7 protein-coding genes, 2 tRNA genes and 3 rRNA genes are annotated in these 15,952 nt (G+C 35.5%); 2 read left to right on the top strand and 10 right to left on the bottom strand.

What is annotated here, in order from left to right:
• Positions 1-327 precede the first annotated feature (327 nt).
• From CQA53_RS13540 to CQA53_RS06125, 8 genes are all read right to left on the bottom strand, one after another.
• Positions 328-459, bottom strand: coding sequence for a hypothetical protein (locus CQA53_RS13540; RefSeq protein ID WP_281271172.1), 132 nt, complete (start codon positions 457-459; stop codon positions 328-330).
• A 228-nt stretch (positions 460-687) separates the two neighbouring features.
• On the bottom strand, positions 688-951 hold the full coding sequence (locus CQA53_RS06150) for a hypothetical protein (protein ID WP_115543139.1): 264 nt from the start codon (positions 949-951) through the stop codon (positions 688-690).
• Positions 952-980: 29 nt separating this feature from the next.
• On the bottom strand, positions 981-1,109 hold the full coding sequence (locus CQA53_RS13535; RefSeq protein WP_281271171.1) for a hypothetical protein: 129 nt from the start codon (positions 1,107-1,109) through the stop codon (positions 981-983).
• A gap of 905 nt (positions 1,110-2,014) precedes the next feature.
• Positions 2,015-2,131: ribosomal RNA gene (gene rrf / locus CQA53_RS06145) — 5S ribosomal RNA — on the bottom strand.
• A 611-nt stretch (positions 2,132-2,742) separates the two neighbouring features.
• A 23S ribosomal RNA gene (locus CQA53_RS06140) occupies positions 2,743-5,624 on the bottom strand.
• 538 nt (positions 5,625-6,162) lie between these two features.
• Positions 6,163-6,238 (bottom strand) — tRNA-Ala (locus CQA53_RS06135).
• A gap of 87 nt (positions 6,239-6,325) precedes the next feature.
• Positions 6,326-6,402 (bottom strand) — tRNA-Ile (locus CQA53_RS06130).
• Between the two features lie 366 nt (positions 6,403-6,768).
• Positions 6,769-8,265 (bottom strand): 16S ribosomal RNA (locus CQA53_RS06125).
• Together the 16S, 23S and 5S rRNA genes with 2 tRNA genes alongside form the textbook arrangement of a ribosomal RNA operon.
• A 1,115-nt stretch (positions 8,266-9,380) precedes the next feature.
• Between CQA53_RS06125 and CQA53_RS06120 the strand changes: the two genes are divergently transcribed.
• Both CQA53_RS06120 and CQA53_RS06115 read left to right on the top strand, forming a co-directional pair.
• Entirely contained in the window at positions 9,381-11,579 is a 2,199-nt protein-coding gene (locus CQA53_RS06120) for a TonB-dependent receptor (protein ID WP_115543138.1), read from the top strand.
• Positions 11,580-12,244: 665 nt separating this feature from the next.
• Positions 12,245-12,865, top strand: coding sequence for a hypothetical protein (locus tag CQA53_RS06115; RefSeq protein ID WP_147290004.1), 621 nt, complete (start codon positions 12,245-12,247; stop codon positions 12,863-12,865).
• A gap of 229 nt (positions 12,866-13,094) precedes the next feature.
• On the opposite strand, the gene CQA53_RS06110 is transcribed toward CQA53_RS06115, so the two are convergent.
• Positions 13,095-14,231, bottom strand: a complete 1,137-nt coding sequence (locus CQA53_RS06110; RefSeq protein WP_245945732.1) for a phospholipase A — start codon at positions 14,229-14,231, stop codon at positions 13,095-13,097.
• 263 nt (positions 14,232-14,494) lie between these two features.
• Positions 14,495-15,901 (bottom strand): peptidoglycan DD-metalloendopeptidase family protein, encoded by a 1,407-nt coding sequence (locus CQA53_RS06105; protein WP_245945731.1) that lies wholly within the window; start codon positions 15,899-15,901, stop codon positions 14,495-14,497.
• Positions 15,902-15,952: the final 51 nt, after the last annotated feature.

The following is a 15,952-nucleotide window of genomic DNA, read 5'->3' as shown; positions in this document are numbered from 1 at the left end:
CTCATGAATGAAACTATACACAAAACTATACACAAATACAAATTTAGCTTATTTTTTAGGGCGTATGAAATAGCGTTAGGTTGGTAGTTTTAAAGGGTTAGGTTGGGTGTTAAGGTTATCTTTTTAATAAAGTGAGACCTTCAAATAACTATTTTTAATTTTAAACCTTATACTCATTTAAAACCCTTTTATAAAAAATACTCCGTTTTTAATAAAAATTACGGAAACTCTATCCTACAAAAAAACGAGTCAAGGGCATTTTAATAATTTGTCAAAAAAATAAATAAGTAGTGAAGAATTGTAATATTTTAGTAGATTTTAAGATTATCATAGACACAATATAATATCGCAAAAACAATATCCATATTGTTTGACTTTTTGTTCCTCTGTTTTTGATGAAAAACCACACCATTTACCCTTATCTATGATAGCTTGTAAAGCAACAGCAATAAAAAGCATAATACACATCACCTTATAAATAGAATCTTATAATGATACCTTACCCTAAAACGCACATAAGTTCCACGTAGAAAGCCTATCCTTTTCATTTTAGCTTTAAAAGTGTATCAATTTCATCACTGAGCCAATCATTCACTATTTTATTACCTAAATATCCCCCCCCCCCCCAGAATATCCCAACGAATGCACACATATAAAATCACTGGAACACAAACTAGCCCAGCCCACCTATACTTCCCAATAATACCCACTGCCAATAGTCGCACTATTTAAAATAATAGCTTTAGCTTTATTTTCAGTAATATATATATATCCTATACTAAAAACAACCACCCCTCTACCAAATCCTTTAAATATAGATACAAATTTATTTACTTTAGTATTTGAACTACCAGCCACTTTAATAATATTTTTATAAATGTTTAATTGTTGAGGTTGGGATAACTTATTAAATTCTTCTTTTATGCCCAACTTACTTGATTGCTTTTTCATAGATTCCTCAAATGTTTGTCCTTTTGATTTTAATGCTTTTGCAATGGCTTTTCTAATGCGCTAGTTCTTTTACACATATCCCCCATGATTTCGTTGCGAAATTTATTTGCTCCTGTTACTAAAGATTTTGCTAAGCTTTCTTGTTGTGTTTGTGTCATGATTGTCTCTTTTTATTAAGGTATGTTTCAATACAAATATTCTGAGATAAGATTCTTCATTGGTGTATCTTACTTCTTATACATTTTATGTAAAAAATAAATTTCTAAATGATAGTGTAGTATTTATTGGTATGGAAAGATAATAACTAGGAAATATACTCTCTTATTGATTCTAAAGTCAAATGCTAGATTCTAGGATAAATTGAATTGTCGAACCTATATTATATGGCATAAATCACAATACCAACAATGGCAACATTATTTTTTGAATATGAAGATTGCAAGACATCACCACATGGAAGAATCATTCTAACTTCATATCCACTATATTTCCTACAAAGCCTTACATCATCGTTACATATTATAAAAATTAGAACTACAATTTAATATTGGGATTATTCTGTTTATTTGTCTAACAATGCGTGATTTATACAAAGACTTAAAATATCAACAATATTCATTTCTTTCTTATGTAATAACACCCCCATATGAACAATAAAGTTACATTATTCTTCGCTCGATATATGTGATATGTAGCGATGAAATATACATACAAGTTTTAGAATCTCATTTTATTTCTTTTTTGCATTTCTCATAAGTTTTGATATTTATTTGCTTTCTCATAGCTTTAATATATTTCTGTGCTTTGTCTATATTCCTTACTTAAGTTCTTTTTTCTCATACCTTTCTCTATTCTCTCCCCCTAAGGTTTACAGAGCAAAAAAATGTAAAATATGATAAGAACAGACTTTACATTTTTTTCATTTCTTAGATTCTCTTTCAGGCAATATAGTTCGTAAGCATATACTTTATATCAGATTATTTATAAAAGTAGTGATTCATAATTTCAATTAATATGATTAGTTGTTGATTGTGTGTTTTGGCAGAAAGAAAGTTTTCCCTTATCCTTGCATCGACCTACATTCCCACACTTGCAAAGTGCAGTATCATCGGCTGATGGAAGCTTAACTGCTAGGTTCGGAATGGAGCTAGGTGTTTCCTCCCATCACATAAACACAAGAAAAAGGGAAATAAAAGCAAAGACTATTTGCTTTTATTTCCATTTTTACTTCAGTGTATTATAACATAACATTTCTTTTTTCTCACTTCTTTGACTTCATCTCTCTATCTCTACTCAAAGATATAAAGATATATCAAGGTAGAGAATCTATTGATACTCTTATTGATATGAGGATATACAGATTCTATAATTCCTCTTCGGTATAGAGAGATAAGAAATACTCATAGAGATTCTATGATTTATAGAATCTCTCCTTAATCCTTTATCTCTAAAGTCTAAAGTTTCAGAGAAATTGTTAAAGCCTTCATGTAATGAACTTTTCATAAAGAATGTTGAATAGAGAGATACAAAGACAATCTAAAGAGAATTACAATTCATCTTAGAGATTCTCTATCCTATCACCCTAAACATTCTTTATCTACAATTACACTTTCTATAATAGATGATACATTATCACTATTATAAGACATACTTGTATGGAAACTTTATTCTTTATTCCTTCATCTTATCGTCATATTCTTAGAATCTTAGAATACAGATAAAATAATAAGAATCTCAATTCCCATAACATAACTTATTGAATGGATACACTCAATAAGGCAGTAATCCTTATAAAAAAAGCCAATCGGTCTATTAGTAGTAGTCAGCTAAACATATTACTATGCTTACACATCTACCCTATCAAGCAGGTAGTCTTCCTGCGACCTTCAGGGAGAGTTCATCTTGGAGTTGGCTTCCCGCTTAGATGCTTTCAGCGGTTATCACAACCATGCGTAGCTACTCTGCGATGCTCTTGGCAGAACAACAGATACACCAGTGGCATGTCCATCCCGGTCCTCTCGTACTAGGGACAGCTCTCCTCAACTCTCCTACGCCCACGGCAGATAGGGACCGAACTGTCTCACGACGTTCTGAACCCAGCTCGCGTACCGCTTTAAATGGCGAACAGCCATACCCTTGGGACCTGCTCCAGCCCCAGGATGCGATGAGCCGACATCGAGGTGCCAAACCTCCCCGTCGATGTGAGCTCTTGGGGGAGATCAGCCTGTTATCCCCGGGGTACCTTTTATCCTTTGAGCGATGACCCTTCCACACAGAATCACCGGATCACTATGACCGACTTTCGTCTCTGCTCGACTTGTTTGTCTTACAGTCAGGCTGGCTTATGCCATTACACTCTCCTTGCGATTTCCAACCGCAATGAGCCAACCTTTGCAAGCCTCCGTTACTTTTTAGGAGGCGACCGCCCCAGTCAAACTACCCACCAGGCATTGTCCTGCTTATGGATAACATAAGCCAGTTAGCAGACAGAAACATTAAGGGTGGTATCTCAACGATGGCTCCATCTCCACCAGAGTGAAGATTTCAAAGCCTCCCACCTATCCTGCGCATAATGCTCCCATCGGCAGTGCCAAGCTGTAGTAAAGGTCCACGGGGTCTTTCCGTCTTGCCGCGGGTAGGAGGAATTTTCACCTCCACTACAATTTCACTGAATCACTCTTTGAGACAGCTCCCATCTCGTTACGCCATTCATGCAGGTCGGTATTTAACCGACAAGGAATTTCGCTACCTTAGGACCGTTATAGTTACGGCCGCCGTTTACTCGGGCTTCAATTCAAAGCTTCGCATTGCTGCTGACTAATCCTCTTAACCTTCGAGCACCGGGCAGGCGTCACACCTTATACTTCCTCTTACGAGTTTGCAAAGTGCTGTGTTTTTGGTAAACAGTCGGGAGGGACTCTTTGCTGAGACCTACTTGCGTAGGCACACCTTATCGCGAACTTACGGTGCTAGTTTGCAGAGTTCCTTAAAGAGAGTTCTTTCACGCGCCTTAGAATACTCATCTCATCTACCTGTGTCGGTTTGCGGTACGGGCAACATAAGCTAAACTTAGAGGCTTTTCTTGGCACGACGGCATCAATGGCACTCATCTTGACCCGAAGGTCGCAACAAGCTATTCAAGTTTCGCATACAAGAGTGGATTTGCCTACCTCTCAAGCTACACTTTTAAATTAGCTATTCCATCAGCTAACGCCATTTAGCCCTATGCGTCCCCCCATCGCACACTTATGTTGGTATGGGAATATTAACCCATTTTCCATCGACTACCCCTTTCGGACTTGTCTTAGGACCCGACTAACCCTACGATGACGAGCATCGCGTAGGAAACCTTAGATTTTCGGCGAAGTGGATTCTCACCACTTTTATCGCTACTCATTCCTGCATGCTCACTTCGCATCGCTCCAGCACTCCTTACCGGTATGCCTTCGACGCAATACGAACGCTCTTCTACCACGCTACATCAGTAGCATCTACAACTTCGGTGTCTATCTTAGCCCCGTTATATTTTCTGCGCAAAATCACTAGACCAGTGAGCTGTTACGCTTTCTTTAAAGGATGGCTGCTTCTAAGCCAACCTCCTGGTTGTCTAAGTAACTTCACATCATTTTCCACTTAGAATAGAACTTTGGGACCTTAGTTGGTAGTCTGGGTTGTTCCCCTTTCGACGATTGATTTTATCACCCACCGCCTGACTCCCAAGATACGGTAATAGGTATTCGCAGTTTGACAGGGGTTGGTACCACGGTGAGTAGCCCTAGCCCAATCAGAGCTCTACCCCCTATTACTATCACTTGAGGCTATACCTAAATATATTTCGAAGAGAACCAGCTATCACCAAGTTTGTTTGGCCTTTCACCCCTATCCACAGCTCATCCCAACCCGTTTCAATGGGTACGAGTTCAGTCCTCCATAAGCTATTACACTTACTTCAACTTGGCCATGGATAGATCACTTGGCTTCGGGTCTGCAGCATCTGACTAAACGCCCTTTCAGACTCGCTTTCGCTACGGCTTCGCGTTTGCTTAACCTTGCCAGATACCACAACTCGCAGGATCATTATGCAAAAGGCAGTCCATCACCCTGATAAATCATAGGGCTCTGAATGATTGTAGGCAAATGGTTTCAGGTTCTATTTCACTCCGCTCACTGCGGTTCTTTTCACCTTTCCCTCACGGTACTTGTGCGCTATCGGTGTGATAGGAGTATTTAGGGTTGGAGAGTGGTCTCCCCGGCTTCAGTCTGGATTTCACGTGTCCTGACCTACTCTGGATACTGCTACCTATGTATCATTTTTCGCATACGGGGCTATCACCCTCTATGACTTAGTTTTCCAAATAATTCTGCTAAATGATACAAGTGGATGTTGCAGTCCACAACCCCGAATGCAAGCATTCGGTTTGCCCTCTTCCCCGTTCGCTCGCCGCTACTAAGAGAATCTCTATTGATTTCTTTTCCTCTAGCTACTGAGATGTTTCACTTCGCTAGGTTCGCTCCATAATTGGTAATACATATCTCTATGTATTGGGTTGCCCCATTCGGAAATCTATGGCTCAAAGCTTCTTGACAGCTCCCCATAGCTTATCGCAGTCTAGTACGTCCTTCATCGCCTCTATCACCCAAGGCATCCACCATTTGCCCTTATAAGCTTTTTGTATATAAGGATACTGCCTTATTGAGTGTATCTTGCTCATTCTCTTTGACGCTTTTAGGGGGGTTTGTTTTTTGCTTTGTCGATAGATACTTCCATCTATCTCCTTACTCAAAACTCTACAACCCCTAAAATTATCAAAAAAACTTCGCCATAGCTTTATGAAACTCTCTATTACTATAGAACCTCACTTCAGCTTCATACAACAATAAGCAGTATGTCGCGTAATTGTAGTTAATTACTATTTAGGCTATTAACAATAACATTTCAAATAACATTAGAACTATAAAGTCTAATGAAAAGATTTCTTTCTATCACTCTTTCAAGCCTTTTTTATATATTAAGTATGTATAGAATGAAGATTCTATACATGACTTTCAAAACATGGCTTTCAAAGTTTTTCTATTTGAGAGAATCTCTTTTTAGGAGTATTGCTTCTCTCTCTAAATCCTTACATTAAACTTTAAAAAACTTTAAACTTTTAAGGAGCTTTCGAACTCTTATTTCTCTAAAAGCAAGAATACTTCTTTATGACTTAAGAGTGGTGGAGAATAGCGGGATCGAACCGCTGACCTCCTGCGTGCAAAGCAGGCGCTCTCCCAGCTGAGCTAATTCCCCTTTATTCTTTTATTTTCTTTCTACACTCTTAATACACTCTCGTATGGAAACCCATATTTAAAGTCTTAAAAGCTAAGTGATAAAAGATGGTGGGCTTAGGAGGACTTGAACCTCCGACCTCACCCTTATCAGGGGTGCGCTCTAACCACCTGAGCTATAAGCCCCTAAGCACTTTTATATGTGATTATCCTTGATTAATTTCTAAATATTCTCTGATTTTACCTTTCATTTAAAAACAGAAATAAGAAAATTATATCTCTACAACATTAAATCGAATTCTTTTAAAAGAAAAATCTAATAATTCAGTAAAAGAACTTACCTCACATTATAAAATAAAAATTAATCAGTAAAGAAAAATACTCTCAATCAAATATAAAATTGATAAAGAATTCCCTTTAAATATAAAAAACAAAATAATCTCTGAAAACTAAGCAAGAGCTTGAACATTCTTTCATTTCTATAAAACTTCATAACTCATACAAATTCTATAATTATTTATTAAGATAAATGAATATCTTAACATTCTCTAGAAAGGAGGTGATCCAACCGCAGGTTCACCTACGGTTACCTTGTTACGACTTCACCCCAGTCGCTGCATCCGCCGTGGGCGGTAACCAATTTAGTATCCCGACTTAAGGCGAATACAACTCCCATGGTGTGACGGGCGGTGAGTACAAGACCCGGGAACGTATTCACCGTGACATGGCTGATTCACGATTACTAGCGATTCCAGCTTCATGTAGTCGAGTTGCAGACTACAATCCGAACTGAGAGATGTTTTTGAGATTAGCTCCACCTTGCGATATTGCATCTCTTTGTGCATCCCATTGTAGCACGTGTGTAGCCCTAGGCGTAAGGGCCATGATGACTTGACGTCGTCCTCACCTTCCTCCTCCTTACGAAGGCAGTCTCCTTAGAGTGCTCAGCCAAACTGCTAGCAACTAAGGACGAGGGTTGCGCTCGTTGCGGGACTTAACCCAACATCTCACGACACGAGCTGACGACAGCCGTGCAGCACCTGTTTTCAAGCTCCCTAAAAGGGCACTCCACTATCTCTAGTAGATTCTATCAATGTCAAGCCTAGGTAAGGTTCTTCGCGTATCTTCGAATTAAACCACATGCTCCACCGCTTGTGCGGGTCCCCGTCTATTCCTTTGAGTTTTAATCTTGCGACCGTACTCCCCAGGCGGAATGCTTAATGCGTTAGCTGCATTACTGCCCTGACAAGCAGGGCAACAACTAGCATTCATCGTTTAGGGCGTGGACTACCAGGGTATCTAATCCTGTTTGCTCCCCACGCTTTCGTGCATGAGCGTCAGTAATGTTCCAGTAGGTCGCCTTCGCAATGAGTATTCCTCTTGATCTCTACGGATTTTACCCCTACACCAAGAATTCCACCTACCTCTCCCATACTCTAGAGTAACAGTTTCAAATGCAGTTCTATGGTTAAGCCATAGGATTTCACATCTGACTTGCTACCCCGCCTGCGCACTCTTTACGCCCAGTGATTCCGAGTAACGCTTGCACCCTCCGTATTACCGCGGCTGCTGGCACGGAGTTAGCCGGTGCTTATTCGTTAGATACCGTCATAATCTTCTCTAACAAAAGGAGTTTACAATCCTAAAACCTTCATCCTCCACGCGGCGTTGCTGCTTCAGGGTTTCCCCCATTGAGCAATATTCCCTACTGCTGCCTCCCGTAGGAGTCTGGACCGTGTCTCAGTTCCAGTGTGTCCGTTCACCCTCTCAGGCCGGATACCCGTCATAGCCTTGGTGAGCCATTACCTCACCAACAAGCTGATAGGACATAGACCAATCCTTTAGCGAAAAACTTTCCCCCGTAGGGAGTATCCAGTATTAATCACCGTTTCCAGTGGCTATCCTAGACTAAAGGGCATGTTATCTATGCGTTACTCACCCGTGCGCCACTAATCCACTTCTAGCAAGCTAGAAGCTTCATCGTTCGACTTGCATGTATTAGGCACGCCGCCAGCGTTCACTCTGAGCCAGGATCAAACTCTCCATAAAAAATAAGAAGTTTTAACAGAAAATACATCTGATAAAACTCCATTAATAATTTGGAAAATTATCCTAGTCTCTAAATGTCTTCAATAATAAAAACAAAAAAATAACTTTATATTTAAATATAAGTATTCACAATACAAACTTAAAGTTATAGTCGAGTTGTTATAGATATAAACAATTAAAGATAGTTTTATAATAGGGTTTTTATAGAATAAAAAATTTATTATAAATTTTATAAAAACTTAAATAATTATTCAAAACTATCTTGCTTAGATTTCAAAGATCATTTTGCTTTAAATATATCCAAAAAAAGTATAAATTCAAAGTCAAATAACACAAGTTCAATAATAATATCTAAAAATAAAGAATAAAATATCAGAGATAATTCTAAAGCTATCTTAATAAAGTAAAAATATATAAACACTTAAATCATATGAAAATATAATTTTCGTAAAATATTTAGCACACAAGCACTAGCTACTTTAATTCATAACACAAATCTACCATATAAAATATGTTTTAGCTATAATATAATATTTACTTTTTACTTGCTAAATCTAAATTTAGTAAAAATAAAAAGAATACTCATTGAACAATCTACATCAATGTAGGAATGATTAATATATATATTAAAGATATTAAGTTTATAGAATAAAACCTTAAACTTTAAATTATGATAAATTAAAATTTTATTATCTCAACTCTATTTCTAAAAAGATTACAAAACTTGAGAAACAGAATTATAAACTATTTAACCTTAAATTAAGCTTAATGATTTATAATATTTAGGAAAATTCTAAAAAATATTGAGGGAATATGTGGTTATAATGTTTTTAGGGGGTATTTTTCAGTAAAACAGACAATGACAATACATATTTGAAAGACAAACATTTATTCACATCTAAAGAAAAAGTTATGGCATGATGTAATCTAAATTAGAACAATATTGCAACAAATGCTTGTAGTTATCAACAATATAACATAGGACTTTGCATCATTGCTATATTATTATTGAGAAATAATAATAATTGAATATTGCAACAAAATGATATGAAATTAATATAATTATTATATCATTTTAAGATTTTGAAACTTAAAATATATCAAGGAGGTGGTCTGTGAAATTTTTAAAAAATAAAATTCTTGTTCTTTTAATAGTTTCATTTTATAGCACACATCTATCCGCAAACAATAAAATTCACAAATTAGATTCTGTAATTTCAACAGGTAGCACTCTTGAAACGGCAGTTGCAAAGATTCCTGGCAACCTTGATGTTGTTAGTGAAAAAACTATTCACAAATATACAAATAGTAAAATCACAGACATTATAAAAAAACTCCCAAGTATTAGAATCGATAATGATGTTGGATTCAATCCGCGTCCAAAAATTAAGATTCGTGGAATTAATTATGGAACACTTATTATGCTTGATAATGTGATTCTAAGTGATTTAGAAGGTGAAAATCGATTGCTTAATCAAATTTCACTTTATGATGTTAAAAGAGTAGAAGTTGCACGCGGTGCATTCTCTAGCCTCTATGGAACAAGTGCAATTGGTGGTGTTGTAAATTTTATTACTTCTATGCCAACAAACTTTGAGATTGAATCTCTTACTGGATATGGTAATGAAATCGTGCAAAATAATGCAGAAAAAAATCTTACAAAACTCTACTTTAGTATAGGCAACGCATTTTTTGAGAAAAATCTTAAAGTTAAATTTAGTGCAGGAATGACAAATTCTCAAGGATATGTGAGCCACCCAGCATATTTAGATGTAGCTCCAACAGGTGATATAAATGGTGGATACTATGATAAGGAAGGCAAATATATTATAGGCGATGAAGGCAGGAGAGAATATCAAATATGGGATACTCGCTTAAAACTTGAATATAATATTTCAGATTCTGACACAATCTCTAGTATGTTTAGCCTCTCAAATCATAATTATGAATTTGTAAATCCCACAACCTTGCTCAAAGATCCTGCTGGGAATCCGACTTTTCTTATTCCAACTTCCACCCCCACCAATACAATGTATGACCCCTTTATAGGTTCAAGTTATGCTGGTTATGGCTCTTATACACACTTCTTGGGAAATGTTTCCTACACTCATTTCTTTGAAGATTCTGAATTAAGATTCCAAATCTCAAGTGTCAATCTCTTTAGTCGTTGGATTGATGCTGTGCAAAAAGAAGCCACACAAGCAGGTGGAGCAGGATGGACACAGGATATTAATACCTCAAATAATTATCTTGATATAATATACCATGCTCATTTGGGTGATAAACACAATCTAACTACTTCTATGCAATTTCGCTATTTAAATTTTGATAATCTTAATAGAAATGTCACAAACTGGCGTGATAAAACAAGTGTAATAGATGGTGCATACAAGGGATATGGTGGCATGGCTTTTGTAGCTTCTGCTTTTATAAATTGGGAAGCACAATGGCTTGATAGCCTCTCAAGTGCAATAGGAATTCGATATGATTATTGGTTAAATTTTAATGGTTATGTGTTTGGAGATGTTGCAAATCTTAGCCTAAAAAATCAACATACTTCACAGGTTAGTCCAAAAGTATCTTTAAACTATCAACCATTTTCATGGTGGATTCTCAAAACGAGTATTGGTTCTGGATTTAGAACACCAACAATGCGAGAAAAATATCAATCCCCACATGGTAATACCGTATGGGATTCAAATTCAAATCTCAAACCTGAAACAGGCATTAGCTTTGAGGTAGGAACAGAATTTAATCTTAATTACCTGCAAGCAAAATTATATTATTTTCATACAGAACTTTTTGATATGATATATAGACAAGGGGCAGGAAATAAAAACAGTCCGTTTATGTATGCCAATGCTGGGAAAGGGCGAGTAAATGGGATAGAGTTTAGTCTTATTTTACCAATTTGGCAGTCTCTACGCATTGAAGGGAACTACACGTTTACTATGGCAAAAGTGCTAGAAAATAATGCTCGTCCAGAATCCATTGGCAAACAGCTCATTGATACACCAGAACACATGGGAAATGTAAGTTTAAGTTATGGAGAAGATTTTGGATTCTATGCATCGTTATGGGCATATTTTACTTCGGCATTTTTCAACGATGATATTAATTCCCCTGTTCTAGCAAGAACATTTGGTTATTATGATGCACAATTTAGTCTCAATGCAAAATTAGGCTATATTTTTAAAAACAACCTTGATATATCTGTAAGTTTTTTGAATATGACAAACAACCGCTACTATGATTTCTACCAAGTTGCGGGAGCAAGTTTTTATTTACAAACACGATATAAGTTTGGAAAATAAGCAATATTTACCACTAAAAATATATTTTATTTAAAATTTATAACAAAAAATTTAAGAATAAAAATATGATATAAAATCAGCATAAAAATTTACAAATATTCCAAAACTTTTATTATTTGCTTAAAAATGGAATATATATTGCTTTGTATGAAATGTAAGTTGCATTAACTTGCTTCTTATGTGCCTTTGTTGTTCCTTGTTAGTTGTCTTGGTAAGAACGAGCGTATTTGCATTTTGGCTTTTGCATACAATCGCTTCGTAACCAAAAATTTATGTTAGTATTTTCTCCTTGTGAATCTAGTTTAGGAAAGCACTAGATTCCAAGCTCCATTTTATAGCTTCAAGTTTAGTATATTCCGCAATTCATTCTAACATTACTATTCTTATTTATCTTAATCTTTGTCAAAGAAATTAGTATATTTTACAAACAAATTTAACAGATTCCAATAACAAAAGATTGTCCCTCAATCTCTTTCCAAACAAAACTAGAATCTCCAACAATATGATATAAGATAATTCACTATTCCATGAATTTCCAGATACATCCATATTGTCCCTGTGGTATCTATATGATTAGCAATGCCATAATATATTTTATCAAAAGCTATAAAAATACAAATGAAAATGTTATAATATATTTTATTTTCAAACAAAAAGGAAAATATATGAAAAGGATACTACTTGGATTATGTTTGATAAATGCTATATGGGCAAATGAAGCAGATTCTATTCATAATATAGAATCAAGCCAACCTCAAGCACAACAAAAAAAATCAAAAGATTTAATGGCAATCAATGCTCTCTCTGTGGGTGTGAATCTCATTACAGGCTCGACAATGGGAGCTAATGTCGAATTTGGATTTCCGTTATTAAAGAAAGGATTGTTTCAGTGGAGGAATTATCTTAGCGTTGGTGGCGGGGCTTTGAAACTCAATGCTGATAGCGATATGGATACAAATTTTTTACTTTTTAGCGAAAAGATGACTTTTGGCGTTTTGTCGGGGAGTTCTCTTGGCTCTCATGCTGGGTTTTCATATTTTCACCCATATTTATTTATTGGCGGAGGCTTTGGATTATTAAATAATGCAAAAAATGCGATGAGCTTTGGTTCGGCACCTTATTATTATGAAGTTGTTGCAGGCATAGGACATGATTTTATGACTGCAAATGGACATTCAATATTTTTTGAATTTGGCGGCGGATATGCTTCTTTGACACAAAAGGGAGCTTCAGGCATTTTGGGCGGATTTACGAGAGTATTGCTTGGATATAGATTCTATTTTTGATAGTATCCAAGAGCTTCTTTTGTTTAAGTCGCAAAACACAAGAACCATAAGAAACTAAAGTGCAACAAACTTAACATACCTGTTGCAATACTTGAGCAAAAACATGAAATGTTTGATTCCCTAACCCACCCATAAGTCGGACTACCATAATTTTTTTTGCATAAATATTTTTATATTTTAACTTTCGTTGGAATCAAAATTACCCTAAACATTCCTGCTTTAACGCAGATTAAAAATCCCTCAAACGCAGTCCAATCCCTATACGATTGACAGGCAAACTATATTCATAGAGACTATCACCATGTCCATAGAGATATTGCAAATAAATGGCAAGTTGTTTTGTAATACCATAGCTATATCCTAATTCTACTTGTCCTTTCCACTGTGTCCAATAATCTTTTGTAAAATAATTATTAAAAATATTGTTTATATAAAGTTCAAAAAGATTGTTTTTATAGACATAAGACAATCGTAAATCCCCATATCCCATATATTTCCAAATATCCCCATTTGTTTCCACACCATCAAATGCAACAATCGGGGGAGTCACCCATGCACGAAGCCTCGCATTAAAATCTTTATATCTATAATTTGTTTCAATGAAGATTCTATCATAAGATTTACTACGCACCCTATTTTTCTTTTCTTGCCATTGTGCTGTGTTATTTCGTATATCAAACTCATTAATATTTTCCTTCTCTCCATTGCTGACATGTATGTAGCCAATCCCTAGCCAAGTAATGTATCCTCCCTTTCCACCAGCAATAGCTAATGGTCTCTTATAATAAAAACTTAGGGCAGGAGATAAATCAAAATCTCTTAAAGGGGAACTTTCTTTACCATTATAACTTTGCAAATAAATCTTAAATGTTAAATCAAAACTAAAAGTGCAGTATTGACATATAACATCACTTAATAAATCTAATCGCGAACTCACTTGACTTTTAATTTCCACTCGAGTTAAATGTCCATCATCATACATTGGGCTAAAACTATAATATGCAGGCATAAAATACCATGGCTCATAAAATCTAAAGCTCATTGGTAGAGCTTTTTTGTCTAGATTTTTTGATGCAGTTGGAGGAAGTTTTATATTGTCATATTCTTTCTGTGTTTCCTCATCAATTTCCATAAATTGTGGTAATTTTTTGGGAAACTTTTTCTTTCTTTTGGTATCCTTAAAATTTTCTTGATTAGTGTTGATCGCCGCTCCAATTGGCATTGTTTGTGTCTGCTCTGCGGAGATTTTATCATCTTTTGGCTTTATAGATTCCATAGAATCTTGACTGGTATTATCGGCAATAGACTGCATATCTGGATAAGCAATATATGTCCAAAAACATAATAATAATAGGGTTTTTTTCATATTATTCCTTGATTTTTATCTTATTTAAAATATAAGGTAAAATTTTAAAAAATCTTATAAAAATTCAAGTGCCGATTATAACACAAGATTATCGCTGAAAGTTATATACAGAAAATTTTATTATTGAGGAATATTATATTTATGATAAATTATAAAATGCCTAAAACTTGAATCTCAAACACATTATTCTTGTGTAGATTCTGTTTTTTATTTTATCGCAATTACAGAGAGGTTATTATATACTTTTTGTGCCTATCTCTATATCATTCATCATCATGACTCTCTGTTTGATTAGAAAGTGATTCCTTAATCATCATATAGGAGCTACTATTCAAATTTGTATTTGCGAGAAATCCTTCCATTTCGTTAAGAGCAATCTTAACGAAATCTTTAAACGCCTCTTTCTCTTTACCACTTAATTCATTTCTTGTGGTTCGTATTTGCCCGAGCGGATTAATGGGTGTATTATTCTTGTATACACCAAAATGCAAATGTGGTCCTGTGCTAAGTCCCGTGCTTCCAACATTACCAATATAAGTTCCTTGTCGCACATACGAACCAACTCTTGAACCACGACCAATTTTGCTAAGATGTGCGTAAAGTGTGCGGATACCGCTTGAGTGATTAATCTCAATCACCTTACCATAGCCACCTTTAACTCCTGCGAATGTGATTTTTCCCTCACCTGCCGCATACACTGGTGTACCTGTAAAAGCAGCAAAATCTACACCATAATGTGGTCTAACATAACCCAAAACTGGATGCCTACGCCCACTTGAGAATTTAGAGCTAATGCGACGATATTTTACTGGGGTAATCAGAAAGAAATTTGCCATTTCTTTACCATCACTATCATAATAGCGGTTTTTATATCCAAAGAGATAATAGAATTTTTTATTAGATTCTATCGCTATTGACTGAACATTAGGAATCCCAATAGGTATTCCTAAGCGATATTTTCGTGAATATATAATTGCCACCCTATCACCTTTGTGCATAATGTGCTTGAGTTTGTATGCCATAATAAATTCTTGATTCAACCGAGAATCTTGTGTTGCACTATACAAGGCGCTTGAAGGACCACCACCATCTTGAACCTTTGCTACAACTTTTTGTTTAAATTGCAATGAGATGATTGGGATAATTTCAAGTGCATATTGTTCTTTTATAAAGTCATAATATACTCTTACCTGTGTCTCTGCATTGAGAGGCAAAAATGCTTGCAACAATGCACCTTGGGAATCTCGCAAAATATAAATATTTGAATCTGTTTTTACATCAGCCACCAACTCCTTGTCCTCTGCTGAAATGTTATAGTAAGTTTTCTCGGGAATATTATTTTTTGCTAAAAACCCTAAAAAGGTTGAACCATATTCCCATTTATATTGTTCTGCATAAGTAGCAAAAAATTTCCCTTTTTTTTGTGGCGTTGGTGGCATTTTGGGGTCTTTAGAAGAGGTAGTTATCAACGATTGTTTTTCTTCTGTGTTATTATCTGATATAGTGCTTTGATGTGGTGTATCATCGGTTATTTCCTTTTGCAAGTGTATATCCAATTTTTTTTTGCTCCCTTGTATTTGTTTTGAATCTTGCTGGATAGATGCAAATAAAGTATATATAAAAACATTTGAGCAAAAAAAACAAAATAAAATATGAGAAAAAAGCTTCATAATATTTGGATTCCTTGTATAAAATATGGTAGAATATTGGAATTAAAATTG

It is taken from the genome of Helicobacter didelphidarum (genome assembly GCF_003364195.1).
Lineage (GTDB): Bacteria > Campylobacterota > Campylobacteria > Campylobacterales > Helicobacteraceae > Helicobacter_A > Helicobacter_A didelphidarum.
The sequence above is the reverse complement of the archived record's forward strand: the minus strand, read 5'-3'. Positions and strand labels throughout refer to the sequence as shown.